Origin of the sequence: Enterobacter sp. SST3, from assembly GCF_000286655.1 — a bacterium.
In the GTDB taxonomy this organism is placed as follows: domain Bacteria; phylum Pseudomonadota; class Gammaproteobacteria; order Enterobacterales; family Enterobacteriaceae; genus Enterobacter; species Enterobacter roggenkampii.
Genome location: NZ_ALNS01000026.1, coordinates 127,395 through 152,915, shown reverse-complemented (window position 1 = coordinate 152,915; position 25,521 = coordinate 127,395). Strand labels below are relative to the sequence as shown.

The 25,521-nt window shown below is 56.2% G+C and carries 32 protein-coding genes; 21 read left to right on the top strand and 11 right to left on the bottom strand.

Features of this window, described 5'->3' with window-relative positions; all coding sequences use genetic code 11:
- Nucleotides 1-5: 5 nt before the first annotated feature.
- The 11 genes from paaC to paaY all read left to right on the top strand — a co-directional run bounded on the left by paaC (nucleotide 6) and on the right by paaY (nucleotide 9,928).
- Nucleotides 6-752, top strand: a complete 747-nt coding sequence (gene paaC / locus B498_RS05980) for a 1,2-phenylacetyl-CoA epoxidase subunit PaaC (RefSeq protein WP_008502379.1) — start codon at nucleotides 6-8, stop codon at nucleotides 750-752.
- Nucleotides 753-763: 11 nt separating this feature from the next.
- The gene (gene paaD, locus B498_RS05985) at nucleotides 764-1,261 is read left to right on the top strand and encodes a 1,2-phenylacetyl-CoA epoxidase subunit PaaD (RefSeq protein ID WP_008502378.1); all 498 of its coding nucleotides are present in this window, start codon (nucleotides 764-766) and stop codon (nucleotides 1,259-1,261) included.
- Nucleotides 1,262-1,268: 7 nt separating this feature from the next.
- Nucleotides 1,269-2,339 carry a 1,2-phenylacetyl-CoA epoxidase subunit PaaE gene (paaE, locus tag B498_RS05990; protein WP_008502377.1) on the top strand — a complete coding sequence of 357 codons (1,071 nt, stop codon included), beginning with the start codon at nucleotides 1,269-1,271 and terminating at the stop codon, nucleotides 2,337-2,339.
- The gene (paaF, locus tag B498_RS05995; RefSeq protein ID WP_008502376.1) at nucleotides 2,336-3,103 is read left to right on the top strand and encodes a 2,3-dehydroadipyl-CoA hydratase PaaF; all 768 of its coding nucleotides are present in this window, start codon (nucleotides 2,336-2,338) and stop codon (nucleotides 3,101-3,103) included. Before paaE ends, paaF begins: the two co-directional genes overlap by 4 nt.
- Nucleotides 3,103-3,891 carry a 2-(1,2-epoxy-1,2-dihydrophenyl)acetyl-CoA isomerase PaaG gene (paaG, locus tag B498_RS06000; protein WP_032623001.1) on the top strand — a complete coding sequence of 263 codons (789 nt, stop codon included), beginning with the start codon at nucleotides 3,103-3,105 and terminating at the stop codon, nucleotides 3,889-3,891. The genes paaF and paaG overlap by 1 nt, the downstream gene beginning before the upstream one ends.
- Nucleotide 3,892: 1 nt before the next feature.
- A complete protein-coding gene (gene paaH / locus B498_RS06005; protein WP_008502374.1) occupies nucleotides 3,893-5,317 on the top strand; it encodes a 3-hydroxyacyl-CoA dehydrogenase PaaH in 1,425 nt (474 codons plus the stop codon).
- Nucleotides 5,307-5,729 carry a hydroxyphenylacetyl-CoA thioesterase PaaI gene (paaI, locus tag B498_RS06010; protein WP_008502373.1) on the top strand — a complete coding sequence of 141 codons (423 nt, stop codon included), beginning with the start codon at nucleotides 5,307-5,309 and terminating at the stop codon, nucleotides 5,727-5,729. Before paaH ends, paaI begins: the two co-directional genes overlap by 11 nt.
- A complete protein-coding gene (gene pcaF / locus B498_RS06015) occupies nucleotides 5,729-6,934 on the top strand; it encodes a 3-oxoadipyl-CoA thiolase (RefSeq protein WP_008502372.1) in 1,206 nt (401 codons plus the stop codon). The genes paaI and pcaF overlap by 1 nt, the downstream gene beginning before the upstream one ends.
- A 27-nt stretch (nucleotides 6,935-6,961) precedes the next feature.
- Nucleotides 6,962-8,278 carry a phenylacetate--CoA ligase PaaK gene (paaK, locus tag B498_RS06020; protein ID WP_008502371.1) on the top strand — a complete coding sequence of 439 codons (1,317 nt, stop codon included), beginning with the start codon at nucleotides 6,962-6,964 and terminating at the stop codon, nucleotides 8,276-8,278.
- A gap of 102 nt (nucleotides 8,279-8,380) precedes the next feature.
- Nucleotides 8,381-9,316: a phenylacetic acid degradation operon negative regulatory protein PaaX gene (gene paaX, locus B498_RS06025; RefSeq protein ID WP_021241337.1), complete on the top strand. Its 936-nt coding sequence runs from the start codon at nucleotides 8,381-8,383 to the stop codon at nucleotides 9,314-9,316.
- Between the two features lie 9 nt (nucleotides 9,317-9,325).
- Nucleotides 9,326-9,928, top strand: coding sequence for a phenylacetic acid degradation protein PaaY (paaY, locus tag B498_RS06030; protein ID WP_008502369.1), 603 nt, complete (start codon nucleotides 9,326-9,328; stop codon nucleotides 9,926-9,928).
- Here the strand turns inward: paaY and B498_RS06035 are convergent.
- A complete protein-coding gene (locus B498_RS06035) occupies nucleotides 9,831-11,102 on the bottom strand; it encodes a serine hydrolase domain-containing protein (protein ID WP_008502368.1) in 1,272 nt (423 codons plus the stop codon). The genes paaY and B498_RS06035 overlap by 98 nt on opposite strands.
- Before the next feature lie 171 nt (nucleotides 11,103-11,273).
- Between B498_RS06035 and B498_RS06040 the strand changes: the two genes are divergently transcribed.
- Together B498_RS06040 and B498_RS06045 are read left to right on the top strand one after the other, a co-directional pair.
- The gene (locus B498_RS06040; protein WP_008502367.1) at nucleotides 11,274-11,762 is read left to right on the top strand and encodes a DinB family protein; all 489 of its coding nucleotides are present in this window, start codon (nucleotides 11,274-11,276) and stop codon (nucleotides 11,760-11,762) included.
- A 1-nt stretch (nucleotide 11,763) separates the two neighbouring features.
- Nucleotides 11,764-12,246 carry a glutathione peroxidase gene (locus tag B498_RS06045; protein ID WP_008502366.1) on the top strand — a complete coding sequence of 161 codons (483 nt, stop codon included), beginning with the start codon at nucleotides 11,764-11,766 and terminating at the stop codon, nucleotides 12,244-12,246.
- A gap of 89 nt (nucleotides 12,247-12,335) precedes the next feature.
- Here the strand turns inward: B498_RS06045 and B498_RS06050 are convergent, their stop codons facing one another.
- The gene (locus B498_RS06050) at nucleotides 12,336-13,235 is read right to left on the bottom strand and encodes a LysR family transcriptional regulator (protein WP_008502365.1); all 900 of its coding nucleotides are present in this window, start codon (nucleotides 13,233-13,235) and stop codon (nucleotides 12,336-12,338) included.
- 128 nt (nucleotides 13,236-13,363) lie between these two features.
- Here B498_RS06050 and B498_RS06055 point away from each other — a divergent pair, with 128 nt between their 5' ends.
- Entirely contained in the window at nucleotides 13,364-13,936 is a 573-nt protein-coding gene (locus B498_RS06055) for a flavin reductase family protein (RefSeq protein ID WP_008502364.1), read from the top strand.
- A gap of 240 nt (nucleotides 13,937-14,176) precedes the next feature.
- On the opposite strand, the gene B498_RS06060 is transcribed toward B498_RS06055, so the two are convergent.
- Both B498_RS06060 and B498_RS06065 read right to left on the bottom strand, forming a co-directional pair.
- Nucleotides 14,177-14,638, bottom strand: coding sequence for a GNAT family N-acetyltransferase (locus B498_RS06060; RefSeq protein ID WP_008502363.1), 462 nt, complete (start codon nucleotides 14,636-14,638; stop codon nucleotides 14,177-14,179).
- 63 nt (nucleotides 14,639-14,701) lie between these two features.
- On the bottom strand, nucleotides 14,702-15,304 hold the full coding sequence (locus tag B498_RS06065) for a helix-turn-helix domain-containing protein (RefSeq protein WP_008502362.1): 603 nt from the start codon (nucleotides 15,302-15,304) through the stop codon (nucleotides 14,702-14,704).
- A 43-nt stretch (nucleotides 15,305-15,347) separates the two neighbouring features.
- Between B498_RS06065 and B498_RS06070 the strand changes: the two genes are divergently transcribed.
- Both B498_RS06070 and B498_RS06075 read left to right on the top strand, forming a co-directional pair.
- Nucleotides 15,348-16,043 carry a B3/4 domain-containing protein gene (locus B498_RS06070; protein ID WP_008502361.1) on the top strand — a complete coding sequence of 232 codons (696 nt, stop codon included), beginning with the start codon at nucleotides 15,348-15,350 and terminating at the stop codon, nucleotides 16,041-16,043.
- 21 nt (nucleotides 16,044-16,064) lie between these two features.
- Nucleotides 16,065-16,958, top strand: a complete 894-nt coding sequence (locus tag B498_RS06075) for a dihydrodipicolinate synthase family protein (protein WP_008502360.1) — start codon at nucleotides 16,065-16,067, stop codon at nucleotides 16,956-16,958.
- A 45-nt stretch (nucleotides 16,959-17,003) separates the two neighbouring features.
- Here B498_RS06075 and B498_RS22470 read toward each other — a convergent pair whose 3' ends face one another.
- From B498_RS22470 to B498_RS06085, 3 genes are all read right to left on the bottom strand, one after another.
- The gene (locus B498_RS22470) at nucleotides 17,004-17,441 is read right to left on the bottom strand and encodes a VOC family protein (RefSeq protein ID WP_021241346.1); all 438 of its coding nucleotides are present in this window, start codon (nucleotides 17,439-17,441) and stop codon (nucleotides 17,004-17,006) included.
- Nucleotides 17,442-17,454: 13 nt separating this feature from the next.
- Nucleotides 17,455-17,892, bottom strand: a complete 438-nt coding sequence (locus tag B498_RS06080) for a VOC family protein (RefSeq protein WP_008502358.1) — start codon at nucleotides 17,890-17,892, stop codon at nucleotides 17,455-17,457.
- A gap of 79 nt (nucleotides 17,893-17,971) precedes the next feature.
- Nucleotides 17,972-19,132, bottom strand: a complete 1,161-nt coding sequence (locus B498_RS06085; protein ID WP_008502357.1) for an MFS transporter — start codon at nucleotides 19,130-19,132, stop codon at nucleotides 17,972-17,974.
- 130 nt (nucleotides 19,133-19,262) lie between these two features.
- On the opposite strand from B498_RS06085, the gene B498_RS06090 reads away from it, so the two are divergent.
- A complete protein-coding gene (locus tag B498_RS06090; protein WP_032622999.1) occupies nucleotides 19,263-19,799 on the top strand; it encodes a MarR family winged helix-turn-helix transcriptional regulator in 537 nt (178 codons plus the stop codon).
- Between the two features lie 24 nt (nucleotides 19,800-19,823).
- A complete protein-coding gene (locus B498_RS06095; RefSeq protein ID WP_008502355.1) occupies nucleotides 19,824-20,747 on the top strand; it encodes a LysR substrate-binding domain-containing protein in 924 nt (307 codons plus the stop codon).
- Nucleotides 20,748-20,794: 47 nt separating this feature from the next.
- Here B498_RS06095 and B498_RS06100 read toward each other — a convergent pair whose 3' ends face one another.
- Nucleotides 20,795-21,265, bottom strand: coding sequence for a hypothetical protein (locus B498_RS06100; RefSeq protein WP_008502353.1), 471 nt, complete (start codon nucleotides 21,263-21,265; stop codon nucleotides 20,795-20,797).
- A 250-nt stretch (nucleotides 21,266-21,515) separates the two neighbouring features.
- Here B498_RS06100 and B498_RS06105 point away from each other — a divergent pair, with 250 nt between their 5' ends.
- Together B498_RS06105 and B498_RS06110 are read left to right on the top strand one after the other, a co-directional pair.
- Complete coding sequence (locus B498_RS06105) at nucleotides 21,516-22,193, top strand: DUF1963 domain-containing protein (protein WP_008502352.1); 678 nt, start codon at nucleotides 21,516-21,518, stop codon at nucleotides 22,191-22,193.
- Nucleotides 22,194-22,333: 140 nt separating this feature from the next.
- Nucleotides 22,334-22,810 (top strand): WbuC family cupin fold metalloprotein, encoded by a 477-nt coding sequence (locus B498_RS06110; RefSeq protein ID WP_008502351.1) that lies wholly within the window; start codon nucleotides 22,334-22,336, stop codon nucleotides 22,808-22,810.
- A 65-nt stretch (nucleotides 22,811-22,875) separates the two neighbouring features.
- Here the strand turns inward: B498_RS06110 and B498_RS06115 are convergent, their stop codons facing one another.
- Nucleotides 22,876-23,418 (bottom strand): cysteine hydrolase family protein, encoded by a 543-nt coding sequence (locus tag B498_RS06115; RefSeq protein WP_008502350.1) that lies wholly within the window; start codon nucleotides 23,416-23,418, stop codon nucleotides 22,876-22,878.
- Nucleotides 23,419-23,819: 401 nt separating this feature from the next.
- On the opposite strand from B498_RS06115, the gene B498_RS06120 reads away from it, so the two are divergent.
- The gene (locus B498_RS06120) at nucleotides 23,820-24,122 is read left to right on the top strand and encodes a hypothetical protein (RefSeq protein ID WP_008502349.1); all 303 of its coding nucleotides are present in this window, start codon (nucleotides 23,820-23,822) and stop codon (nucleotides 24,120-24,122) included.
- Nucleotides 24,123-24,236: 114 nt separating this feature from the next.
- Here the strand turns inward: B498_RS06120 and B498_RS06125 are convergent, their stop codons facing one another.
- Nucleotides 24,237-24,836 carry an NAD(P)H-dependent oxidoreductase gene (locus B498_RS06125; protein ID WP_008502348.1) on the bottom strand — a complete coding sequence of 200 codons (600 nt, stop codon included), beginning with the start codon at nucleotides 24,834-24,836 and terminating at the stop codon, nucleotides 24,237-24,239.
- A 74-nt stretch (nucleotides 24,837-24,910) separates the two neighbouring features.
- Complete coding sequence (locus B498_RS06130; protein ID WP_008502347.1) at nucleotides 24,911-25,504, bottom strand: TetR/AcrR family transcriptional regulator; 594 nt, start codon at nucleotides 25,502-25,504, stop codon at nucleotides 24,911-24,913.
- Between the last annotated feature and the right edge of the window lie 17 nt (nucleotides 25,505-25,521).

Sequence of the window (25,521 nt, the reverse complement as noted above, 5' to 3'; positions counted from 1 at the left end):
AAAGAATGAATTCAGTGACTGCCTATGCCTTGCGTCTGGGCGACAACGGTCTGGTGCTTTCTCAGCGTCTCGGCGCCTGGTGCGGCCACGCGCCGGAGCTGGAAATCGACCTCGCGCTCGCCAATATCGGGCTCGACCTGCTGGGACAGGCGCGCAATTTCCTGACCTATGCCGCGGAGCGGGAAGGCCAGGGCGATGAGGACACGCTGGCGTTTGGCCGCGACGAGCGCCAGTTCCGCAACGTCCTGCTGGTGGAGCAGCCGAACGGCAGCTTCGCCGACACCATTGCCCGCCAGTACCTGATGGATGCCTGGAACGTGGCGCTGTACGAACGCCTGACCCAAAGCCGCGACGGCCAGCTTGCCGCCATTGCCGCCAAGGCGATTAAAGAGGCGCGCTACCACCTGCGCTTCAGCCGCGGCTGGCTGGTGCGTCTTGGCGACGGGACAGAAACGTCTGCGCAAAAAATGCAGCAGGCCATCGACAGCCTGTGGCGTTTTACGGCCGAGCTGTTTGAAGCCGATGAGGTCGAGCTTGAGCTGATTGAGTCCGGCGTGGCGGTTGACCCGCGCCTCCTGCGCCAGCCGTGGGAAAGCGAAGTGTATGCCGGTCTGAATGAAGCCTGCCTGCAGGTGCCCGCAGAGGTGGCGTACCGCACCGGGGGCAAGCAGGGGCTGCATACCGAACATCTGGGCCCGATGCTGGCGGAAATGCAGTATCTCCAGCGCGCGTATCCCGGTCAGCAGTGGTAAAGGAGAACGCTATGCAACGCCTCGTCGACATCGCGCCCGCGCAAATCCCGCAGATCTGGGCGCTGTTAAGCCAGATCCCCGATCCGGAAGTGCCGGTGTTAACCATCACCGATTTAGGCATGGTGCGCAGCGTGAAGGCGCAGGGTGAAGGCTGGGTTATCGGCTTCACGCCCACCTACTCGGGCTGCCCGGCGACGGAACACCTGCTGGGGGCGATCCGCGAGGCGATGACCGCGCACGGCTTTACTCCGGTGCACATTGTGCTCCAGCTTGAACCCGCATGGACCACCGACTGGATGACCCCCGACGCGCGTGAGCGCCTGCGGGCGTACGGCATCAGTCCGCCGGTGGGGCATAGCTGTCACGCGCACGCCCCGGTGGAGGTGAGCTGCCCGCGCTGCGCCAGCACCGACACCGCGCTTATCAGTGAATTTGGCTCGACGGCCTGCAAAGCCCTCTACCGCTGCAATTCCTGCCGTGAGCCCTTCGACTATTTCAAATGTATTTGAGGCTGCCATGACAACGTTTCATTCATTAACAGTGGCAAAAGTGGAACCCGAAACCCGCGACGCGGTGACCATCACCTTTGCGGTGCCGCAGGCCCTGCAGGAGGCCTACCGCTTCCGTCCCGGCCAGCACCTGACGTTAAAAACGACGCTTGGCGGGGACGAGCTGCGCCGCTGCTACTCCATCTGCCGAAGTACCGCCCCGGGCGAAATCAGCGTGGCGGTCAAAGCGATTGAGGGAGGGCGCTTCTCCCGCTATGCCCGGGATGAGATCAAAGCGGGCATGGCGCTGGAGGTGATGGTTCCCCAGGGGCAGTTTGGCTACCAGCCCCGGGCCGAACGCGAAGGCCACTACCTGGCGATTGCGGCAGGCTCCGGGATTACCCCGATGCTGGCGATTATCTCCGCGACGCTTGTGACCGAACCCAACAGCCATTTCACCCTGATCTACGGCAACCGCAGCAGCCAGAGCATGATGTTCCGCCAGGCGCTGGCGGACCTGAAGGACAAATACCCGCAGCGGCTGCAGCTGCTCTCCATCTTCAGCCAGGAGCGGCTGGACAGCGACTTGCTCTATGGCCGCATCGACGGGGAAAAGCTGCAGGCGCTGGCGAAAACCCTGATCAACTTCCGCCAGTATGACGAGGCGTTTATCTGCGGCCCGTCTGCAATGATGGATGACGCGGAAGCCACGCTGAAGGCGCTGGGGATGCCGGAGAAATCCATTCACCTTGAGCGCTTTAACACCTCCGGAATCACCGTTAAGCGCACGGCGCACGTGCAGGCAGAAGGCCAGAAAGTGACCGTTCGCCAGGACGGGCGCGACCGTGAAATCACCCTGACGGCAGACGACGAAAGCATTCTGGATGCCGCCCTGCGTCAGGGGGCGGATCTGCCGTATGCCTGCAAGGGCGGCGTCTGCGCCACCTGCAAATGCAAAGTGCTGCGCGGCAAGGTGGACATGGCAACCAACTACAGCCTGGAGCCGGACGAGCTGGCCGCCGGGTATGTGCTGAGCTGCCAGTCGCTGCCGTTAACCGCCGATGTGATTGTCGACTTCGACGCGAAGGGGATGGCATGAGCGAGCTGATTGTTACCCGTCATGGCCGCGTGCTGCAGCTGACGCTAAACCGTCCGGCGGCGCGCAACGCCCTCAACAACGCGCTGTTGACCCAGCTTGCGGAACAGCTTGAGGCCGCCGCTGTGGATGCCGACATCGCCGTCTGCGTGATTGACGGCAGCGAGCGCTGCTTTGCCGCCGGGGCCGATCTCAACGAAATGGCGGAGAAAGACCTGCCTGCCACTCTGAACGATATTCGCCCGCAGCTGTGGGCGCGGATCAACGCGTTTCCTAAACCGCTAATCGCCGCCGTAAATGGCTTCGCGCTGGGCGCGGGCTGCGAGCTGGCGCTGCTGTGCGACGTGGTGATTGCCGGTGACAACGCCCGTTTCGGCCTGCCGGAAATCACGCTCGGCATCATGCCCGGCGCGGGCGGCACCCAGCGTCTTATCCGTAGCATCGGGAAATCCCTGGCCTGCAAAATGGTACTGACCGGCGAGAGCATTACCGCCGGGCAGGCGCTGAACGCCGGGCTGGTGAGCGACGTTTTCCCGGCGGCGCTGACGCTGGAGTATGCCCTGAAGCAGGCGGCCCTGATGGCGCGCCACTCGCCACTGGCGCTGCAGGCGGCCAAACAGGCGCTGCGCCAGTCCCAGGAGGTGCCGCTCCAGGCCGGTCTGGCCCAGGAGCGCCAGCTGTTTACGCTGCTTTCTGCCACCGAAGACCGCCGGGAAGGTATCGACGCCTTCTTACAAAAACGCACTCCCGACTTTGAAGGACGCTAATTGTGGAATTTATTCTCAGTCATGTAGAACAGGGCGTGATGACCCTTACGCTGAACCGTCCGGAGCGTCTGAACAGCTTTAACGACGTGATGCACCAGCAGCTGGCCGAGTGCCTGAAACAGGCCGAGCGCGACGACACCGTTCGCTGCCTGCTGCTCACCGGCGCAGGACGCGGCTTCTGTGCCGGTCAGGACCTGAACGACCGCAACGTCGACCCCAACGGCCCTGCGCCGGATCTGGGCATGTCCGTTGAAACCTTCTACAACCCGCTGGTGCGCCGTCTGGCAAAGCTGCCAAAGCCGGTCATCTGTGCCGTTAACGGCGTAGCGGCGGGCGCGGGCGCCACGCTGGCGCTCGGCTGCGACATGGTGATTGCGGCGCGCTCCGCCAGCTTTGTGATGGCCTTCAGCAAGCTCGGTCTGGTGCCGGACTGCGGCGGCACCTGGCTGCTGCCTCGCGTGGCCGGACGCGCCCGCGCCATGGGGCTGGCTTTGCTCGGTGACAAGCTCAGCGCTGAACAGGCGCAGGCGTGGGGGATGATCTGGCAGGTGGTGGATGACGAACAGCTCTCCGCTACGGCGCAGCAGATGGCCCTGCATTTTGCGTCGCAGCCGACCTTCGGGCTGGGGCTGATCAAGCAGGCGATCAACGCTGCAGAAACCAACACTCTGGACGCCCAGCTCGATCTCGAGCGCGACTATCAGCGCCTGGCCGGGCGCAGCGACGACTACCGCGAGGGCGTCAGCGCCTTCCTGGCGAAGCGCGCGCCGAACTTTACGGGGAAATAAGATGCTGAATATACGGACTGTCGCCGTGATCGGCAGCGGCACGATGGGCGCAGGGATTGCCGAAGTCGCCGCCAGCCATGGTCATCAGGTGCTGATCTACGACATCTCCAGCGATGCGATATCGCGCGCCATCGACGGGATCCGCCAGCGTCTGGCCTCCCGGGTAACGCGCGGAAAACTCTCTGCCGATGCCGGGAGCCAGATCCTTGCCCGGCTGGTTCCCGTCACGGATATCGAGGCGCTCTCCGCGGCCGATCTGGTGATTGAAGCGGCCTCAGAGCGGCTGGAGGTGAAAAAGGCGCTGTTTGCGCAGCTGGCTGAGATCTGCCCGCCGCAGACGGTGCTGACCAGCAATACCTCTTCCATCTCCGTCACGGCGATTGCGGCGGACGTCCACCACCCGGAGCGGGTCGCAGGGCTGCATTTCTTTAACCCGGCGCCGGTGATGAAGCTGGTGGAGGTGGTCAGCGGGCTGGCGACCTCCCCGGAAGTGGCCGACGCGCTGTGTGAGCTGGCGCTGAACTGGGGCAAACAGCCCGTTCGCTGCCAGTCCACGCCGGGGTTCATCGTCAACCGCGTTGCGCGTCCGTTCTATTCCGAAGCCTGGCGCGCGCTGGAAGAGCAGGTCGCGCCGCCGGAGGTAATTGACGCCGCCCTGCGCGAAGGCGGCGGCTTCCCGATGGGGCCGCTGGAGCTGACCGACATGATTGGTCAGGACGTGAACTTTGCGGTGACCTGCTCGGTCTTTAACGCCTTCTGGCAGGAGCGTCGTTTTCTGCCTTCGCTGGTTCAGCAGGAGCTGGTGCTGGCGGGAAGGCTGGGCAAAAAGAGCGGGAAGGGCGTTTACGACTGGCAGGGTGACAAACCCGACGTGCAGTGGGTCAAGGCGGTGAACGACAGCTATAGCCCGATGCGCGTGGAAAAAATACGTGACGGTGTCACAGAAATTGATGATGCGTACCTGATTGAAACGCAGGGTGAGACCGCGCAGGCGCTGGCGCTGCGGCTCAACGGCCCGGTGGTGGTGGTCGACCGCATTGAGCGCGACGTGGCGGTCATTGCCGCCGCGGCCAGCAATCCGCATACCGCGACGCAAAAAGCCATTCGCTACCTGCAGCAGCAGGGGTTCCGGGTGGTGCAAATTGCCGATTATCCCGGCCTGCTGATCTGGCGGACGCTGGCGATGATTGCCAACGAGGCGCTGGATGCCCTGCAAAAAGGGGTCGCCAGCGAGAAGGACATTGATACCGCCATGCGCCTGGGCGTGAACTACCCGAGCGGGCCGATCGCCTGGGGCGAGCGCCTGGGCTGGCAGCGCCTGCTGACGCTGCTGGAGAACCTGCAGCGCCATTATGGTGAAGAGCGCTATCGCCCCTGTTCCCTGCTGCGCCAGCGCGCGCTTCTGGAGAGTAGCTATGAGTCATAACGCCTGGCATAACGCCCGCACCATGTACGAACGGGACGCCTGCGCGCAGGCGATGGGGATGGACATTGTCGAGATGGACGAGGGCTACGCGGTGGTAACCATGACCATCACCCCGCAGATGCTGAATGGCCATAAAACCTGCCACGGCGGACAGCTGTTTTCGCTGGCAGACACCGCTTTTGCCTACGCCTGCAACAGCCAGGGGCTGGCGGCGGTAGCCTCCGGCTGCTCGATTGACTTTCTGCGTCCGGGCTTCGCAGGGGACACGCTCACCGCCACCGCGCGGGTGAAGCATCAGGGCAAACTGACCGGCGTGTATGACATTGAAATTCAGAACCAACAACAGAAAACCGTCGCCCTTTTTCGCGGAAAATCTCACCGCATCGGCGGCAGCGTGACAGGAGAGGCCTGATGCGTGACGCATTTATTTGTGATGGTGTTCGAACCCCGGTGGGCCGCTACGGTGGCGCGCTTTCCGCTGTTCGAACTGACGATCTCGGCGCCGTGCCGCTGCGCGCGCTGCTGGCCCGCTACCCGCAGCTCGACCTGGAGCGGATTGACGACGTGATATTCGGCTGCGCCAACCAGGCGGGGGAAGATAACCGCAACGTGGCGCGCATGTCGTTGCTGCTGGCCGGTCTGCCGCAGACGGTCTCCGGCACGACGATCAACCGCCTGTGCGGATCCGGGCTGGACGCGATTGGTTTTGCCGCGCGCACCATTAAGGCGGGGGACGGCGACCTGCTGATTGCGGGCGGGGTGGAGTCGATGTCCCGCGCGCCGTTTGTGATGGGCAAAGCCACCGCGGCGTTTCAGCGACAGGCGGAGATCTTCGATACCACCATCGGCTGGCGATTTGTGAATCCGCTCATGCATCAGCAATTCGGAACTGACAGTATGCCGGAAACGGCAGAGAATGTAGCTGAATTGTTAAATATCAGCCGTGCCGATCAGGACGCGTTTGCCCTGCGCAGCCAGCAGCGTACCGCGCAGGCGCAGCAGAACGGCATTCTGGCGCAGGAGATCGTGCCGGTGCCGGTGCCGGGCAAAAAAGGGGCGGTCAACGAGTTCAGCGTGGATGAACATCCGCGCGCCGACACCACGCTCGAACAGCTTGCCGGGCTAAAAACGCCGTTCCGTAAGAACGGGGTGGTCACGGCGGGCAATGCCTCCGGGGTCAACGACGGCGCGGCGGCGCTGATCGTCGCCAGCGAGAAGATGGCGCTGGCGCAGGGGGTAGTCCCGCGCACGCGGATCGTGGCGATGGCGACGGCGGGCGTGGAGCCCCGTCTGATGGGGCTCGGCCCGGTACCGGCCACCCGCAGGGTGCTGGAGCGCGCCGGACTCGGGATTCACGATATGGACGTCATCGAGCTTAACGAAGCTTTCGCCGCGCAGGCGCTGGGCGTGCTGCGTCAGCTGGGCCTGCCGGATGATGCCGCGCACGTCAACCCGAACGGTGGCGCGATTGCGCTGGGCCACCCGCTGGGCATGAGCGGCGCCAGGCTGGCGCTGGCCGCGAGTAACGAACTGCACCGACGCGGCGGGCGCTACGCGCTGTGTACGATGTGCATCGGTGTGGGTCAGGGCATTGCCATGATCCTTGAGCGTGTTTGAGCATAAAAACAATGTGAGTACCCTGCGATGACAAATACAACAAAGCTTGATCCGATTGAAACGGCCTCCCTTGACGAGTTACAGGCGCTGCAGACCGCGCGTCTGAAATGGACGCTGCATCACGCCTATAACAACGTGCCGATGTACAAACGCAAGTTTGATGCCGCGGGCGTTCACCCTGACGATTTCAACGAGCTAGCGGATATCCGTAAGTTCCCGTGCACCACCAAGCAGGACCTGCGGGATAACTACCCGTTCGATACCTTCGCCGTGCCGATGGAGCAGGTGGTGCGCATTCACGCGTCATCCGGCACCACCGGCAAGCCGACCGTTGTCGGCTACACGCAAGGCGACATTGACAACTGGGCCAACCTGGTGGCGCGTTCCCTGCGCGCGGCGGGCGGCAGCGCGAAGGACAAAATTCACGTGGCGTATGGCTACGGCCTGTTTACCGGCGGGCTGGGGGCGCACTACGGGGCCGAGCGCTTAGGCGCGACGGTGATCCCGATGTCCGGCGGCCAGACGGAGAAACAGGCGCAGCTGATCCGCGATTTCCAGCCGGACATGATCATGGTGACGCCATCCTACTGTCTCAACCTGATAGAGGAGCTGGAGCGCCAGATGGGCGGCGATGCCAGCGGCTGTTCCCTGCGCGTGGGCGTCTTCGGCGCCGAGCCGTGGACGCAGGCCATGCGCCGTGAAATTGAAAAACGCTTAGGCATTACGGCCCTGGACATCTATGGCCTCTCCGAAGTGATGGGGCCGGGCGTGGCGATGGAGTGTATCGAAACCGTCGACGGCCCGACCATCTGGGAAGATCATTTCTACCCGGAGATCGTTAACCCGAACGACGGCACGCCGCTGGATGACGGCCAGCAGGGCGAACTGCTGTTCACCACGCTGACCAAAGAGGCGCTGCCGGTGATCCGCTACCGCACCCGCGACCTGACGCGTCTGCTCCCGGCCACCGCGCGCAGCATGCGCCGTATGGACCGCATCAGCGGCCGCAGTGACGATATGCTGATCATTCGCGGCGTCAACGTCTTCCCGTCGCAGCTGGAGGAGGAGATTGTGAAGTTCGAACATCTCTCTCCGCACTACCAGCTGGAGGTGAACCGTCGCGGACATCTTGATTCACTTTCCGTGAAGGTGGAGCTGAAAGAGAGCAGCCTGATGCTGACGCACGAGCAGCGTTGCCAGGTGTGCCACCAGCTGCGCCACCGCATTAAATCGATGGTGGGGATTTCCACCGACGTGACGATCGTGAACTGCGGCAGCATCCCGCGCTCGGAGGGGAAAGCCTGCCGGGTGTTTGACCTGCGTAAAGTTGCGGCCAACGGCTAAGTTTCCTCTCACCCCGGCCCTCTCCCAAAGGGAGGGGGTTAGGGTGACGGGCTATCCCAGAATCCTATGCTATGATTCATCCAGGACTAAAATAACAACAGAATGAATCACATGAATAAACTCGACGCCTTTATCCAGCACGCGGTCAGCTCCGTTCCCGTCAGCGGGACCTCGCTTATCTCCTCGCTATACGGTGACGCGCTTTCCCATCGCGGCGGTGAGATTTGGCTCGGCAGCCTGGCTGCCTTACTGGAAGGCATGGGGTTTGGCGAACGGTTCGTGCGTACCGCGCTGTTTCGCCTCAACAAAGAGGGCTGGCTGGACGTCTCGCGCATCGGGCGACGCAGCTTTTACCGCCTGAGCGATAAGGGGCTGCGCCTGACGCGTCGCGCGGAGAATAAGATTTATCGCGCAGAGCTGCCCGCCTGGGACGGCAAATGGTTATTGCTGCTCTCCGAGGGGCTGGATAAAACCACCCTGGCCGACGTCAAAAAGCAGCTGATCTGGCAGGGGTTTGGCACGCTGGCGCCGAGCCTGATGGCCTCGCCGTCGCAGCATCTGGCGGACGTGCAGTCCCTGCTTCACGATGCCGGCGTGGCGGAAAACGTGATTTTCTTTGAAGCCCACTCGCCGCTGGCGCTCTCACGCGCCGCGCTGCGTTCACGCGTAGAAGAGTGCTGGCAGTTAACCGAGCAAAACGCGATGTACGAGTCGTTTATCAACTCGTTCCGGCCGCTGCTGCCGCTGTTGAAAGAGGCCGCGCCGGAGGAGCTGACGCCGGAACGCTGCTTCCAGATCCAGCTGCTGCTGATTCACTTCTATCGTCGCGTGGTGCTGAAGGACCCGCTGCTGCCGGAAGAGTTACTGCCTGCGCACTGGGCGGGACAAAGCGCCCGACAGCTCTGCATTAATATCTATCAGCGTGTCGCGCCGGGGGCGCTGGCGTTTGTCAGCGAGAAGGGCGAAACCTCTGTCGGCGAACTGCCCGTGCCCGGCACGCTCTACTATCAACGCTTTGGTGGTCTTACAAGCGCATAAGGAGGGAAGATGCCTGTTTATCAAATTGACGGCCTGACGCCGGTCGTGCCTGACGAGAGCTATGTTCACCCAACGGCGGTGCTCATTGGCGACGTGATTCTGGGCAAAGGCGTTTATGTCGGTCCCAATGCCAGCCTGCGCGGTGATTTTGGCCGTATCGTGGTGAAAGACGGGGCGAACATTCAGGATAACTGCGTGATGCACGGCTTCCCGGAGCAGGACACGGTGGTGGAAGAGGACGGGCACATCGGCCACAGCGCCATTCTTCACGGCTGCGTGATCCGCCGCAATGCGCTGGTGGGCATGAATGCGGTGGTGATGGACGGGGCGGTCATTGGTGAAAACAGCATCGTCGGCGCGGCTGCGTTCGTGAAGGCCAAAGCGGAGATGCCTGCCAACCATTTGATCATCGGCAGCCCGGCCAAGGCGATCCGTGAGCTGAGCGAGCAGGAGCTGGCCTGGAAGCAGCAGGGCACGCGGGAATACCAGGTACTGGTGGAGCGCTGCAAGCTCACTATGCACCAGGTTGAGCCGCTGCGCGAGGCTGAGCCTGACCGGAAACGGCTGACGTTTGACGAGAATTTGAGGCCGAAGTCGGCGAACCAGGGGTAAGGCCGTCTTTTTTCGCCATATCCATCAAAAGCGCGATGCCAATGTAATTACTCCAGTTAAAGGTATTTTGCAGCACCACCACCGCATTGCCTCTTTCTTTGTCATAACCGATAAAGCTGGAGTAGCCGCCGATATAGCCGACCTGATAGGTGATTTTCTCCAGACCGATAAAGTCGGTGGTCCAGGCAATACCCTGTACTCCGTCAGGTCGTTGAATGTCGGTATCCCTGACTTCGGCAAAGACGCTGTCCAGTAAGCGATTGTGAGTCGTCGATACGTGATAGCGTGCATAGGCCGCCAGATCTTCAGCGTTGCTGTATAAGCTCGCTGCCGCCACCATATTATTGGAAAAATGCCAGTCCGGTGTGAGCTGCCCGCGTGGGATAAATTTCGGCTGATCGCCCGCGTGGCCAAGCGCACGCTGGGGGTACCCTTTTAGCTGCCGGGGCGTAAAGCTGCTGTTAGCCATTTGCAGCGGATGGAAAATATAGCGCGAGGCTAAACTCTGGATATCTTCGCCGGTTTTGTGCTTCAGGATATAGCCGATCAGGGCGTAGCCGGTATTGGAGTATTGCGGCACTTTATTCTTTGGCGCTCGCCAGTCGGCGAGGTAGAGCAGCACGTTATCGCTATCCAGCTCACCGTAGAAATTATCGCCGGTGCTTAAGTAGCTGATGAATTTTCCAAGCATCGGAACATCCATATTCTGACGCGGCAGGCCGGAGGTGTGGGTTACCAGTTCAAGCAGGGTGATTTTTTGTGCATCCGCGCTAAGCGGCGTACCCGGCGGTAGCAATGTCGCCAGGCTATCGCTCCAGTTCAGTTGCCCTTCATTCACCAGACAAGCCACTACTTCTGCCGTGATCCCTTTGCTGAGCGAGCCGAGCGCAAACAGGGTGTCGGTCCTGATCGGATAGCGATTGACCGCATCGGTTACGCCCCAGGTGTAAAACTGCGGTGAGCCGTGATTATGGATCACCGCGACCGTCATCCCGGGAACAGATTTTTGCGCCATGTAGTGACGCACCACGCTGTCAACGTCGCCATCCAGCGAATCATGAGTGAGAAGTTCCTGAGTACCTTCCGGGGAGGACATTTGCGAGAGCGTGCCACAACCGCTGAGGAGTGGCAGAGTAAGCAGAAGCCAGTGAATTTTTTTTGTTATGTTCTGCATACCTGATAGCGAGTGTGGTGGTCATTGACGCGCCAGGAATGTATCACAAATAGCCTGCCGTGAGGGAATTTTTCGGGTAGCAGAATCACCTCTGTGTGTTGCCGGAAGTGGAAGTGATACCGGCCAGACAAAGTTGTTGATATGATAATTTTTTGTTAATCCGGAGGGGCGATGGACACAGGCACGATTGTCACATTATTCAAATTCAAACGCTGGGCAGATACGGAAACCTTACAAGCAATACAGAGGGTCGATACTTCCGCAAATGCTGAAAAGCGCCATCTGATGCTCAGACTTATGAACCATGTTTATGTCGTGGATATGATTTTCAGGGCAAATATTACTGGTCAAACGCATCAATACACCGCGTTGAATACGCCGGAAACGCCGTCTGCAGACGAGCTTCTGAAAAAGATGACTGAATGCACTGACTGGTATATTACGCACGCAGGTTCAATGGACGTGCCCGGACTTTCTGAAATCATCAAATTCCGTTTTGTCGATGGCGGATATGGCGAAATGAAAGCGGCGGATATGCTCAACCATGTACTGTTTCACGGTACCTATCATCGCGGCGCTGTGGGATGGATGCTTTCAGAAACGGGTGTAACCCCTCCAAAGGATGTGCTAACCGTTTTTCTAAGAGATCATAATCACTAATATGACCCATTTTCATGAACTTAGCGCCACCCGTCTGGATGGGCATCTTATCTCTATGGCCGACTATGCGGGTAAGGTGGTTCTGGTTGTTAATACGGCCAGCCAGTGCGGCTTTACGCCACAGTATGCGCGGCTTGAAGCACTGTACAAAAAATACGCCGATCAAGGGCTGGTGGTGCTTGGCTTCCCCTGCAACCAGTTCGGTAAGCAGGAACCCGGCGGTGCCGACGACATCTCAAAGACCTGTTACATTAACTACGGCGTCAGCTTTCCCATGTTCGAGAAAGTCGAGGTCAACGGTGCCGCAGCGCATCCGATTTTTCGTTATCTGAAAGACGAATTGCCCGGCGTGCTGGGTGGGCGGATCAAGTGGAACTTTACCAAGTTCCTGATCGGGCGAGACGGTAAACCCCTCAAGCGCTTTGCACCGATGACTGCGCCCGAGAAAATGGAGGGGGCAATTGTTGCGGCACTGGGAAGGTGAGTGTTTTTGTCGCCAGAGCCATCCGTTTGTTGGGGATAGACGATATTCTGATGTCCGCTCTGTGCCAGATGCGGACGTCGAGGAGAATGTTATTTTGATGCGAAATATTTGCGTAATATTTTTTCTAATAACGAGAAAACGACCGTCACCCTTTTGGGAGTAATCAGCTGGTAAGGCCGATATAAATAAAATTGCCATTTCTCCTGTCGCAGTTCTGGCAATGGGGGAACAAGTTGGCCGCTTGCTAAGTACTCCCTACAGATAAAGTCGCTGGACTGTACAACCGTTCTCCCGGCCAATGCAGCCTGAATTTCGGCATATGGATCTGTAGTATAAAACTCAATATGACGAGGGACAAAAGTATTTACTGCGTCACTCATAAACTCAAATGATTTTCCCGTTTCAGGATTAATTAAACCACTAAATGGATAACGCTGTCGAAGATCTTCTAAATCAGTAGGTGCTCCCAGGCGCTCAATAAGTTCAGGGGATGTAACCAAAATATGTTCAACTTGTCCGATATTTTTAATGATAAAGTTTGGATTAGGTTCTCGCCCTACGCGTATACCTATATCGATACGATGCTCAATAGTATCAAGTTTCATCATATCTAAACGCCAGTCGATAAATAACTCAGGATAGGGACGTAGTGCTGTCAATAGTTCATACAAGATTTGTTCATGATTTGGAAATCGAAGTAATGTGATACGAACAATACCCTTCATTTCATTATCATCTTTCGCTGTCTGAAAAAGTTTTTCAGAATCTTCAAGCAGTCGCTTCGCTTGGGGTAAAAATAGTTCGCCGAAACTGGTGAGAAAGATCGAACGCGTATTGCGTTTGAATAAAGGTTCACCAAGTTGTTTCTCCAGCTCAGCGACTGTTCGGGTTACTACTGATGGTGAAACCGACAGCTTGATGGCTGCTTCGCGGAAGTTCAAGGTCTCAGAGGCGATGATAAAAAATTTTAGAGCTTCAAGTTTGTCCATGATTATTGTGAAATCTGCAATAATGTATTTTGATAATAGCAATTAATTTGCAACTATTCCAGCCATATAATCGAACAATCAAATAAGTAACCTGTCTTACTTTTTATCAGAACTCAAAAGAGTAAATTATGTCAATTCAACCAGTAGAGTTAAACAAAGCCTATCGTTTATTACAGGTCGGGCCAACGACGATGATATCGGCTAAAAATGATGGCATTGAAAATGTCATGGCAGCGGCCTGGGTGGGATTAGTAGGCAATAACAAAGTGATGGCTTTTATAGGTCCACAGGCATTTACTCGCGGGCTTGTAGAAAAAAGCGGATATTACGTTGTACAGATCCCAGTAGTGAATCAGATGGAAATGGTTTTATATGCTGGAGGTCACAGTTATTCCGACACACCCGATAAAAATAGTAAAATCCCATTATTTTATCAGAAAGAGTTTGATCTGCCTTTAGTGGAAGGTTGCGCTGGCTGGTTAGTATGTAAGGTCATACCCAATGAACAAAATGAAAAGCAGCACAACTTGTTCATGGGTGAAATTGTCGGAGCATGGAGTGATGACCGCGTTTTCAAAAATGGGCACTGGATTTTTGATGATGCACCAGATGAATTACGTACTGTCCATTACGTAGCTGGCGGACAGTTTTACGCCATTGGCAAAGGGACAAAATTTAATTATGGGCCGGGAAAAGACTAATCCTTACTTCTGCATAAATGTAGCCATATAACATGGCTACATAGAGGTAGTAGCATAAAAGAACAACCTACTTAAGATGTTTGCTTCTCATTCACAGCGGACCTTTAGCTCAGTTAGCATATCCGCTCAGTGCCAGAAGCGGATGTCGTAAGGTTCGTTCGGCTAAAAGAGCAAATTCTTCTGCATCAGAGTGACTGGCCCTGCGGATTCACATTTATCATTACTCTCTGCAAAGTACTTTTATTTTTGCCCGGGGTTACGATAAATATCGGGTCGATTGATTTGCCAGACAAAATCTGGTCGGTTCAATGGGTTATACCCCAGCTTCTGGTATAACCATGGCGCGCTGTCGGTTACCAGCATTATCCGTCGCAGACGTGACAACAATGGATGGGCATGACAGCATTCAATCAGCCAACGTCCAAGACCACTTTTCTGATAATCGTTCAGCACGTAGACGTCACACAAATAACCAAAAGTGGCATAGTCTGTGACCAGACGGGCGAAGCCGATTTGTCTTGTTCCATCCAGGAGCGCGAAACAAAGGCTGTTCTGGATTGATATCCTGACCGTTTCAGCATCAATACCAGGAGCCCAGGACGATTGCGAGAGGTAATCATGAATGGCTTCCAGCTGAAAAAAGCTGGGATCGGTTGTGACAATAAATTTGTCTTTGGTAAAACGCAGATGCTGATTATTCACCGAACTCCTCCTTTTGGGCTACTTGTGATGAGGCACAGGGTTGTCCTCTATGCCGGGGAATGCTCAGGATGCTTTTTCATATACTGTCATGATAAATACCAGCGGGTTCTCCCCCTGGTTTTCATAGAAATGAGGAACGTCCGTTCTGGCGGTAGCCGAACAGCCAGTATTTACCCGATACACGTGTTCCTGAACGCCGAGTGTGAGCGTGCCCGACTGCACATAAAACAGTTCAAGCGTACCTTCCGTGTGGCCGGGGGACGCAAACTTTTCCCCCGGCTGCATTTCCCACATCCAGAGCTCGGTCATATCAGGGCCACCTGACCCTGCGAGCAATCTTGCTCTCCCGCCTTTTTCACCTTCCCACAATTCTGGGATCTCATCTTCAGCAATGAGATGCACGGTCGGTTTTGAACTGACATCCACAAAGTCAGCCACCGAAACCCCCATTGCGGCAGCCAGGCGGCATAACAGGGCAATGCTGGGATTCGCCCGGCATCCCTCTATCTCAACCAGCGCTCCCTTGCTGACGCCTGCCCGACGGGAGAGTTCATCGAGGGATATCTTCTTATGCTTACGATAGAGTTTAATTCGCTGAGATACGGCTTCATTCACAGTGTTGACGATAGCGTTTGCATCGGTCATTAAATTGACTTTTTTGGTCATTGGTCATTATCATGGAATAAATTGGTCATTACAGGATTATCACGTGCTAACAGTATCTCCGTCAATTACCCCTGAAATTTATCGTATTGCTCCCGGTTTTCGTGCACTGAGCATTTGCGTAAAAGCTGCGCCAGTGCTTAATCCCGACATTGGGGAAACGGCGCTGCGTGAAGCCTGTGAAGCCGTTCTGGCCGGTGAACCAGATTGGGCGGACTCTCATCTGGCGGCATGGGCCGACGTTTTTCAAAAGTTTGGTGCTAAACCTAAACGCACCCCTTGCTCAGCAGATGCGTTACGCAAGCGCGTGTTACGTGACGGAACGATGCCAGCGCTCGATCCTATCGTTGATCTTTATAATGCCGTTAGTCTCCGCTATGCCGTTCCGGTTGGTGGAGAGAATCACTCTGCCTATCAGGGGGCGCCGCGTCTGACTGTGGCAAAAGGAACAGAGCCTTTTGATACCGTCAAAGAGGGAGAGGCCACCGTTGAGTATCCTTCACAAGGCGAGGTTATCTGGTGTGATGATATCGGCGTGACCTGCCGTCGCTGGAACTGGCGACAGGGGATCAGAACCCGCTTAGGCGTGGAAGCTCAGCAAATGTGGTTCATTCTGGAGAGTCTCCCGCAGATGCCGCTGGATAGACTTCACGAAGCCGGGAAGATGCTGACCGACGGCCTGGAAAAAATGATGCCCGGTCTGTGGTTTGAAGTTGCTCTCATCGAAGAACAACAGCTGTAATACCCTTCAGGAGAAAGAGTTATGTTTACCGGTTTGTCGGCGTTTCCATTAACCCCAGTCACTGCCCGCGGCGTGGATGAAAAGGGTTTTAGCCATATTCTTTCCCGTCTTACAGACGCTCGGGTTGATTCTATGGGCATCCTGGGGTCAACCGGAAGCTACGCCTATCTGACCCGGGAGCAGCGCAAGCGCGTAGCAACGTTGGCTAAACAGCATGCAGGGAACATCCCCGTTATGGTGTGTGTGGGAGCGGTCAGTACCGATGCCATTCTGCATCTGGCAGAGGATGCACAGGCAGCTGGTGCGAATGCGCTGTTACTCCCGGCGGTCAGCTACCAGCCACTCCGTGACGAAGAAGTCTTTTCACTCTTTGAGACCGTTACCCGGCACGCGTCTGTACCGGTGTGTATCTACGATAATCCGGGCACTACGCATTTTACCTTTACGGATGAACTTCACGGTCGTCTCTCCTCACTTGAGGGGGTTCGCTCGGTCAAGATCCCTGGCGTCCCGGATAGCCCCGCTGCAGCGATTGAACGGGTGAATGCGTTACGTCAACTTTTGCGCCCTGGCGTAACAATCGGTATTAGTGGCGACGCTTATGCGGGGCTGGGATTAAACGCCGGTTGTGAAGTGTGGTATTCCGTGTGTGGCGGTCTGTTCCCTGAGATGGCGAAACAAATCACCGAAGCTGCGGCGGCAAACGATCATCAACGCGTTACAGCCCTGACAACCCGCCTTGAGCCGTTGTGGTCGCTCTTCCGGAAACATGGCGGAAGTATTCGCGTTATTGCCGCTGCGGCTGGCGTGCTTGGGCTTACCGACATGGATTGCCTGCCTCGCCCTCTGCAACCGTTGTCAGCTGGCGACATCGCGGATATTGCCCATGTAATAAGCACGCTGGAGCTGAAGTGATCTCCGCAGGACTGGGTGTCTACCGGTCCTTACCGCAAAATTTTATTATTGAAGTGACTCTTCTTCGCCTGATAGCTTATCTGCATCAGGAGAATAATGCTGGCAAACGCACGCCAGTTTATGCCCGTCAGGATCGCGCAGATAGGCAACATAAAAATCGGGGCCGTAGGCGGTTCGTGTACCTGGCACGCCTTCATCCTTTCCTCCCGCACGGAGGCCCGCTGCATGGAAGCGTCTGACAATTTCCGCGCTATCGGCTCTGAATGCGAACATTGTCCCGTTTCCCGCCGTCGCGGGTTGCTGGTCAAAAGGAGGACAAATGCAGAAGCTAAATTCGTCATCCGGATGATTTTCGTTTCCCCACATTGCCCAGCTATCAGTCCAGGCGGGCAGACGTGAATAGCCCAGCACGTTAAAAATAGCGTCATAAAAGTTCACGGCGCGCTGAAAGTCATTTGTCCCTATCGTGATATAAGCCAGCACCTTATAACATCCTCTATCCACGCAGCCACGGCGTAATCGTTAGTCCGGTCAGCAAACCTTCCGGGCTGAGCAGGCGAGTAACGGTTTGCCCCCACGGTTCCGTGCGGTTGGCGACCAACAACCGATAGCCTTTTTCACTCAGAACACGGGTAGCGGAATCGAGATCCTGCACCTCGTATTCAATCCATCCCTGCGGTATCGGATGCTCCACGGGCCACTCCGATTCACCAAAACAGGACGTTGCCGCCTGTGACAGCGGCCAGACGGCAAAATGCTTCACGCCCGGTAAGTGTCCCTCTTCAGTGAGCAGATACTCGGCATTGCCCTCCATCGGCTTCAGCGGCAGACCGAGTGTCTGGATATAAAACGCGGTGCTGGACGCTGTATCCTGTGAAATGGGCCCGAACCCGGCGACGAACATGACATCAATTCCCGGTAACGTCTGCGACATATCCACTCCTTAATAGCCTGAAATGATGGAATTTAGCGTAGAGCCTTCTGAAATACGACTCTCAATTCTGGTACCGCATTCACCGCGCTTGCACATTCGCGGCGGGTTTGAAAGTGAACGCGATAGCGATCAACAGCACGACTCCCGCACTCATCACCAGCCATGCGCTGGTCAGCGAGACCGAACTGTCGCGAACGATCCCGGCAACTAGCGGCATGAGCGCGGCGATCATATATCCTCCTCCCTGAACTTTAGACAGTAACTTCCCGGCCTGCGCGGGCGTTCGCGCATGATCGAACATGACGATAAGCGACAGCGGGAAGAGGGCGCCGATACCGATGCCAAGCAGCAAGGTTGATAAGACCGGCGTCGTACCTGGCGCAAAGACCAGACACAGTAACCCCGCGAGCAGCAGTAACAGTACAGTTATCAGCGGAACACGGCGGTCGGGGAATTTACCGATCAGCGCGGAGACGGCAAACCCGGCGGCCACCTCGGTTAAGGTCAGCCAGGCCAGCATATAGCCGCTGCTGCGTGCGGACCATCCTGCCTGAATATAGAGCGGGGGCAGCCAGGCTAAGACCAGCGTGTAGGCACCCGTCCCCACGCCGAAAAAGAGCAGAAGTAGTCCAGTCCGGGAGGAAGAGAGCGTAACGGATTCATGTGCTGTTTGTTCCCCTTGAGGCTGCTTAACCAGGGGTAACCACAGCATCAGCGCCAGCAGCGCAAGCACGCCTGCCATAGCCAGCGCGGGCTTCAGCGTGAGCCATGAAAACAGCGGCTCGGCGCTGGCGGCGGCGACTGCCGCACCGGCCATAATGCCCGTGCTGAATAGCGACATGATCGTGCTGGCCGTTTGCGTATACGCCTTTTTTATCAGGGCAGGCATTAACGCCTGGATCGTGCCGATGCTGGCCCCGCCCAGTAACGCGGTGCCCATCAAACCCGTCAGCGAGGTGCTAAAACCGCGTAATGAACAGGCTACCAGCAGGATGAACAGCCCGAGCATAATTCCCCTGACGGCACCGATCCTGGCTAAAAGCCAGGGGCCACACAGGGCAGCCAGTCCCATCATCGCCACCGGCAGGGTGGTCAGCAGGCTGAATTGCGTTGCGGTCAGCCCTGCTTCGCGCTGCAGCACGGAGAACAGGGGGCCAACCGAGGCCAGAATGGGCCGCAGATTTAGCCCGACGATAAAAGCGATAACGGCGAAGAGTAACGGTGACGTGCGTTTCAACATGGCATCCTTTTCGGGTGTGAACGGCCCGGGCAAATTGCCGCGAGCATTTATCTTAACGTTAAGATAAAATCTGTTTTAGTGTAAGATGTACCGCACAACTCGATAAATTCCCACGCCATCGGGGGTGAAGATGAAAGACCATGTAGACTTCGTTGTCGGCCAGTGGAGCCGCGCCATGCCCGAGCTGGACGCCTCGTCGATGAAAATTTTTGGCCGAATGCTCAGGCTGATGAAGCACCTGGGAAAAGAACGCGCGCTGGCCATGGCGCCGTTTGGCTTTCGCGAGGGCGAGTTTGACGTCCTCGCCACGCTGCGCCGCGCCGGGGAGCCGTACTGCCTTTCGCCCACGCAGCTGTATACATCCCTGTTGATCACCTCAGGGGCGATGACGAACCGGCTCAACCATCTCGAACAGCAAGGCCTTATCAGGCGGATTGCCGATCCCGATGACAAGCGCAGCTCGCTCGTCAGCCTGACGCCGCACGGGCAGGAGCGTATCGAACAGGCGCTGCTCGTGCACACGGAAACGCAAAATGCGCTGCTGAGAAACCTCTCTGAGGCGCAACGCGCGCAGCTTGAGTCCCTGCTCAGGGTGCTGCTGCTGACGTTTCCGGCTGAGGAATGGGATGAAACGTCACCGAGTGCCGATAATACAAAAACTGCATGATTACACCTGACAAAAAGGGAACATATGTCTTTACCGCCACTGTATGCGCTGCGTGCGTTCGAAGTTGCCGCACGTCTGAACTCCTTTAGCAAAGCGGCTGAAGTCCTGAATATCACGCCGGGGGCGGTCAGCAGGCATGTCCGGACGCTTGAAATGTGGTTTGACTGCGAGCTGTTTAAGCGGCAGGGTCCGAGAGTGGAGGTCAGCGACGCCGGGCGCATTCTGGCCGGGCAGCTTAGCGAAAGTTTCTCGAATATTGAGTGGGCCTGTCGCGCATTCAAAAGTGAAAACCACCTTCTGCGCCTCAAAGCCCCCAGCACCCTGACGATGCGATGGCTCCTCAATGTGCTTAAATCCTTTCGCGAGAACCACGCGAAGCCGAAAATCGAAATCGCCAGCGTCTGGATGGACTTCGACACCGTTGACTTCAGCCGCGAGCCCTACGATTGTGCGATCCTCCTCGGGAACGGCTATTTTGGCGAGTCAACGGAGAGCCGGCTGCTGTTCAGCGAATGGCTTATTCCGGTTTGTACGCCGTCTTTGCTGGAGCCTGCCCGGCATCAGCTTCCAGAATGCGATCTTATTCATCCGTCACCGGACAGACGGGACTGGAAGCGCTGGCTGAAAAGGACGGGCTTATTCCCCGGCCTCGACATGGGCGGCGGGATCGTGTTCGACACCCTGGAGCAGGGCAGCCTTGCGGCCATGCACGGACACGGCGTAGCGATGGCGGATCTCCGGCTCACGCTCGACGCGCTGAAAAGCGGCCTTCTCGCGCTGCCCTTCAGGGAGGCGATAGCAACAGGGGACGGTTACTACCTTGTCTGGCCCAAAAATTCGCTCAGAGGACAGAGTATTGAACGGTTGCTGGCCTGGCTTAACCTTAATGCGCCAGTGGTGCCCTCTTTGGATATTGTCTGTCTTGATTTCAATGAAAAGCGGATTTAATTAATAGCGGAATATTAACAGGGAAATATTCCGCACAGTGAACGTATTTATGCGTAGGGAATATTTGCCATCTTTTTATATCTTTCCGGCAGGGCGCTGTTCAGGTTGAGTAATTTATCCAGTATATATAGCGCGGGCGTTCCCTTTGCGCGTTCAGCTTCGATCAGCGCAGAACGTAACAGATTGGTAGCCGATGTCATTTCACGGAAGTACTCCTCAGATTCAGGCGTCTGAACTTCGCCTGAAGCGGCGTAACGCACCCGGGGCCAGTCCGCGAAGTCCAGAAGCGGAAGGATCCCGTCGTCTTTGGGTAAATGCGCAGAGAGCAACTCTTCGGCGTTACCCGGATTGCTTTGGGCGAAAGACAGAAGATGCAGTCGATGAATAAAGGGCGAAAGCACCTCACCGCTATCGTTTTCTGACGAAAGTAACGTTATTAACGCATGTATATTTTCACCCGCGATGTTTTTTTCAGGTGAGATCATTTTCATTAGATGAAATAAAACATCGAGTGTCATACGTACTCCATATGCATGCAGGTGTATTTATTATTTGAGTTTCGCTCTCTGTTCCAGGTCAGGAAGAGACCGGGAATGAAGGGATGGTATTTCAATGCGATCAGGTTTGAAAAACGAGAAATAGTGGGAATCAATGTGAGTTTTACTCAACATAGGTTTTATTATTCAATGAGATTCTCCAGATGTGATGATTAACTTACAATGATCAGCAGAATATCTGTCCGACAAGCGTCTACAGAGGCGAGCAAACATGAGATTAGAGAGTGCGTCAGTTTTAGAAGAACTCCGGACCAGGCTAAGACCCGCATCGGTCGCTCAGGTCGGTGGGTTCCGGCCGCCTGAAGATCCCATTACGTCATGGTTTCTGAAGGGCGTTTCTCGTGCAGATGAAGGATTACCCACCTGGAAGGGCAAACCCATGTTTCCACTTCTTCAGATCAGGATCGACGAGCTTCCTGTTATTCCTGACCAGTTGAACGGCATAGCCCTTCTGGTGTTGTTTCACAATGTGGAACAACATCCCTTTGACGAACCGCACGGTGAAGGATGGTTAATTCGCGAGTATGCCAGCCTTGAAGGGCTTCAGCCATTGCCTGAATTGGACACGCCGTATCGGCCGTTTCCAGTTCAATGGCTGAGTGTCATTGACGATGCACCTGGATGGGAAGATGCCTGGGATATTATTGATCTCTCTTGCGTAAATGATGATGAGCAGGCCAGTGAGAGTTTTTTTGAAGATTTCAATCGCTACAGGGGAACCAAGGTAGGGGGATTTCCGACTGAGATACAACACGGTGTGGGAATCGAAGAGTTTGTTTTTCAGGTTGGGTCAGAAGAAAAAGTAAACTGGATGTGGGCGGATAACGGTATCGGTTACTTTCACCGGTCATCAGAAGGGGAATGGCGGTTTTCATGTCAGTTCTACTGATGAGCTTCCTGTCGGGGGATTGACCACTCGCCCGGCAGCGATTTGTTTCACAAATCCCATCGCGCCTCGACCGTTCAGGATGGTATAACGTCCTGCGGCAACCGGGTTGCCGTAGACAGCCCACATACCTAAAGGTGTATATGAAACAGATTACTTTCAGTGACCTGCAGCAGCAAAGCGAGCAGGCCGCACATTCTCCTCGCTTACGCGCTCATCGTAATTTACACCCTGACCTGAGCGACCCGGTGCAGCGTCTGGCCATTGCAATGGAACCCGGTACCTATGTCCGCCCCCACCGCCATCCGCACACGTTTGAACTGCTGACGGCGCTGAGCGGTCGCTTTCTGGTGCTGAATTTTGACGACAGCGGCAACGTGACCCGGCGCGTGGTGTTAGGCGAAGAGTGTAAAGTCCTGGAGATGGATGCCGGAACCTGGCATGCCGTGCTGTCGCTGGATAAAGGCGGCGTCATTTTTGAGGTTAAACACGGGGGGTATCAGCCCGTGCCCGAGCATGATACCGCCCCATGGTCACCGGCAGAAAACGAGCCTGGCACCGAGAAGCTGATGCAATGGTACGCTCAGGCACAGGTGGGTGACGGTGGTTTTACCCTGTAATTATTCTCTTATGTGCCCGGCGCGCGGAAAGGCGAGCCGGGTAAAAAGATAAGCGCTCACCTGAGTCAACTCACCGTACTAAAAAGCCAGTCACGAGCAGTCGACAGCGTCACAAACGGGCCTGCCAGCGTGTTGTTGTGATGGGCAATAATGTCGCTGGCGGATAAACAGTCATTATCCATTGTGGTATGCGCATCTGAAATTAATACCGTCCTGAAACCCAGCTCCGGTGCGGCCCGGCAGGTCGTATCGACGCAAAACTCTGTTTTCATCCCGGCAATGACCAGCTGTTTGATGCCTCTCTGATTAAGTTCGCGCAGCAATTTGGTATCCCGAAAAGAGCTGGGATAGCGCTTTGTGAAAACAACGTCCTGCTCCTTCACGTCCAGTTCAGGTATCAGCTGTGTTAACGGCCCCTTTTCTGAGAAGGGGGAGTCGTCCGGCCCAATATGGCGGGCAAAAAAGACGGGCACCTGCGCGTCTCGGGCGTTGGCGATTAACAAGCGGATATTGGCCAGAACGGCATCGGCGGAGCGAGGGGAAACCGGGCCCCGAAAGAGGCCCTGCTGCATGTCGATAATCAAGAGAGCATTGTCAGATGAAACCATTTTCTTTCTCCATTCAGAGGGTGGTGAACGGAGAGAGATTTCCCCGTCCATGTCGGCGGGGATTGAGGTTCTGTTTGTCAGTCGTTCACTACAGATACGCTCGCACCGCCGAAGGGTCCGGTGGTGGTGAGGGGGGCTGTTGGCTGAACTGACGTAAACATGTTATGACCTTCGCTGATATATCTTTTAAACCATATCCGGACGAGCCGTTAAACTTTAAAAATTTGCTGCCGATAGTTCTTTTCAATACCATCAATATGCATGTAAAGATGAACAAAATCATATCAGCATATTTGGTAGTTGCGTATTTGTCGGCTCGACTTATTGCACAATCCAACTGTGCGAGAGACTGGATAAAAACCGTTGTGTTTCGATAAAAAAATCACAAAAAGGACGTGCGTATGTTGAAAAGATTAGTCGCGGGACAGATGAGCTTACCGATGACTTTCTGGGGATGGGGAATTTGCGGTAATTTTCTACTGGGTCTCATTGGGCTTGCTGGAGTGCAGACCGGTCACCCGGCCATGGTGCCGCTTTCCTATATACTCAAAGCCATTCTGTTCAGTGCTGTACTTTCCGGCATAACTTTCATTCTGCGTCGAAAAATCACGGTATTGGGTGGGATCGCTTTTTTTATTATCTTGATTCAGGTGATTATGAGTGTAGTGATGACGATTGGCCTTTCCTCGTTATTTTTTGAATAATCACAAGAAAGAGCGTTCCGGTTTGCCAGCAGGATCCCTGACGGTTAGTAACATCGAGAACACGTGCCTCCTTATGGCGAAGGAGGCACACCGTTGCTGGCTGGATAGCCGATATTATTTTAGGTTGCCGATCTTGCTCAGGAATTCGTCAACCTGCTCGGGCGTCGCCGTGTCTGCCTGGTAAAGGATATCGAGCTTAACGTTCTTCAACCCGCAGAAGCCAAATACCCCTTCGATGATTTGCGTCTGAATCGCCGTCGAGTAGCCGTGTTTGTCGAACCCGGTAAGATCGCTCCCGCCAGTGGCAATCAGGCGGACGGGAACATCCCGTAAGTTGCCCACAATCCGGCCGTCGTCGGCCACCTTATACGCCCAGTTCAGGGTTAACACGCGATCGAACCAGCCTTTCAACAGCGCGGGAACCGACCACCAGTACACCGGGAAGACGAATACCAGCATATCCGCGCGCTCGACGCGCTGCTGCTCGCGCAGAATATCGTCGGGGAGGGCGCTCGGATCGCCGTGATACAAATCGAGATCGGCGCGGGTCATCGACGGATTAAACCCTTCAGCATGCAGATCGGCGATCTCAACCTGCGTACCTTCCTCGCGTAATTTCCCGGCAATACGAGCTGCCAGCGTATGGGATAACGAATTGTCGATCGGGTGTGCCGTCACGATCAGCGCGTTTTTAATGGCATGTGTTGCAGACATAGCGACCTCCAGATGGGGGAGAAGTGACGCCTATATTACTATTGGTAACTTAGGTGTCAATCCGCCCCCGGCGATCATTTTGTGCTATTCGCGTAGGTCTCCAGCACCCCGGTCATGGCGCCGCAGAGCATATCTTCTGCCACATTTCGGGCGAGCACGCCGTTGCCCGCCGCGGTGCTGAGCGCCTCCGCCGCGCCAATGATGGCCGTCAGTACCGCTTCTCCCTGAACGCCTTTTAAGACGATAAAAGGAGAAAGCGCGGTGCGCAGGCAGTCGGCACATTCGGCCACGCACGCTTCCCGAAACGTCTGCAGCGCGCGAGAACCGGACAGCGCCGCGGCGATTGGCCCGGTTTCAGGCCCGGCGGCAATCGCACAGTCGATATAGGCCGCGCTGAAAAAGCGGATCGTCTTCTCCAGCGTTTTGCTGTCCACCGCCAGCGTCTCGCGGAATTTTGCCAGCTGCCGATCGCTATAATCCTGGTACAGCGCCATCAATAGCCCTTCACGATCGCCAAAGTGGTCGTAGGGGATAGGCTTGGTCACGTTAGCCCGTTCTGCCAGATAGCCAAGGGTCAACGCCTCCGTGCCTTGCTGACGTACGATCCCTCGCGCAACCTCCAGCAGCTGCACGCGGCGGTCCTCTTTTCTTAAGCGCTTAACAACCATGCTTGCCTCGGGTCAGT

Excerpts from the sequence above, each read along its gene's own strand:
- paaC (WP_008502379.1), top strand. The coding sequence starts at position 6 with ATGAATTCAGTGACTGCCTATGCCTTGCGTCTGGGCGACAACGGTCTG.
- paaD (WP_008502378.1), top strand. The coding sequence starts at position 764 with ATGCAACGCCTCGTCGACATCGCGCCCGCGCAAATCCCGCAGATCTGG.
- paaE (WP_008502377.1), top strand. The coding sequence starts at position 1,269 with ATGACAACGTTTCATTCATTAACAGTGGCAAAAGTGGAACCCGAAACC.
- paaF (WP_008502376.1), top strand. The coding sequence starts at position 2,336 with ATGAGCGAGCTGATTGTTACCCGTCATGGCCGCGTGCTGCAGCTGACG.
- paaH (WP_008502374.1), top strand. The coding sequence starts at position 3,893 with ATGCTGAATATACGGACTGTCGCCGTGATCGGCAGCGGCACGATGGGC.
- paaI (WP_008502373.1), top strand. The coding sequence starts at position 5,307 with ATGAGTCATAACGCCTGGCATAACGCCCGCACCATGTACGAACGGGAC.
- pcaF (WP_008502372.1), top strand. The coding sequence starts at position 5,729 with ATGCGTGACGCATTTATTTGTGATGGTGTTCGAACCCCGGTGGGCCGC.
- paaK (WP_008502371.1), top strand. The coding sequence starts at position 6,962 with ATGACAAATACAACAAAGCTTGATCCGATTGAAACGGCCTCCCTTGAC.
- paaX (WP_021241337.1), top strand. The coding sequence starts at position 8,381 with ATGAATCACATGAATAAACTCGACGCCTTTATCCAGCACGCGGTCAGC.
- paaY (WP_008502369.1), top strand. The coding sequence starts at position 9,326 with ATGCCTGTTTATCAAATTGACGGCCTGACGCCGGTCGTGCCTGACGAG.
- B498_RS06035 (WP_008502368.1), bottom strand. The coding sequence starts at position 11,102 with ATGCAGAACATAACAAAAAAAATTCACTGGCTTCTGCTTACTCTGCCA.
- B498_RS06040 (WP_008502367.1), top strand. The coding sequence starts at position 11,274 with ATGGACACAGGCACGATTGTCACATTATTCAAATTCAAACGCTGGGCA.
- B498_RS06045 (WP_008502366.1), top strand. The coding sequence starts at position 11,764 with ATGACCCATTTTCATGAACTTAGCGCCACCCGTCTGGATGGGCATCTT.
- B498_RS06050 (WP_008502365.1), bottom strand. The coding sequence starts at position 13,235 with ATGGACAAACTTGAAGCTCTAAAATTTTTTATCATCGCCTCTGAGACC.
- B498_RS06055 (WP_008502364.1), top strand. The coding sequence starts at position 13,364 with ATGTCAATTCAACCAGTAGAGTTAAACAAAGCCTATCGTTTATTACAG.
- B498_RS06065 (WP_008502362.1), bottom strand. The coding sequence starts at position 15,304 with ATGACCAAAAAAGTCAATTTAATGACCGATGCAAACGCTATCGTCAAC.
- B498_RS06075 (WP_008502360.1), top strand. The coding sequence starts at position 16,065 with ATGTTTACCGGTTTGTCGGCGTTTCCATTAACCCCAGTCACTGCCCGC.
- B498_RS06080 (WP_008502358.1), bottom strand. The coding sequence starts at position 17,892 with ATGTCGCAGACGTTACCGGGAATTGATGTCATGTTCGTCGCCGGGTTC.
- B498_RS06085 (WP_008502357.1), bottom strand. The coding sequence starts at position 19,132 with ATGTTGAAACGCACGTCACCGTTACTCTTCGCCGTTATCGCTTTTATC.
- B498_RS06090 (WP_032622999.1), top strand. The coding sequence starts at position 19,263 with ATGAAAGACCATGTAGACTTCGTTGTCGGCCAGTGGAGCCGCGCCATG.
- B498_RS06095 (WP_008502355.1), top strand. The coding sequence starts at position 19,824 with ATGTCTTTACCGCCACTGTATGCGCTGCGTGCGTTCGAAGTTGCCGCA.
- B498_RS06100 (WP_008502353.1), bottom strand. The coding sequence starts at position 21,265 with ATGACACTCGATGTTTTATTTCATCTAATGAAAATGATCTCACCTGAA.
- B498_RS06105 (WP_008502352.1), top strand. The coding sequence starts at position 21,516 with ATGAGATTAGAGAGTGCGTCAGTTTTAGAAGAACTCCGGACCAGGCTA.
- B498_RS06110 (WP_008502351.1), top strand. The coding sequence starts at position 22,334 with ATGAAACAGATTACTTTCAGTGACCTGCAGCAGCAAAGCGAGCAGGCC.
- B498_RS06115 (WP_008502350.1), bottom strand. The coding sequence starts at position 23,418 with ATGGTTTCATCTGACAATGCTCTCTTGATTATCGACATGCAGCAGGGC.
- B498_RS06120 (WP_008502349.1), top strand. The coding sequence starts at position 23,820 with ATGTTGAAAAGATTAGTCGCGGGACAGATGAGCTTACCGATGACTTTC.
- B498_RS06125 (WP_008502348.1), bottom strand. The coding sequence starts at position 24,836 with ATGTCTGCAACACATGCCATTAAAAACGCGCTGATCGTGACGGCACAC.
- B498_RS06130 (WP_008502347.1), bottom strand. The coding sequence starts at position 25,504 with ATGGTTGTTAAGCGCTTAAGAAAAGAGGACCGCCGCGTGCAGCTGCTG.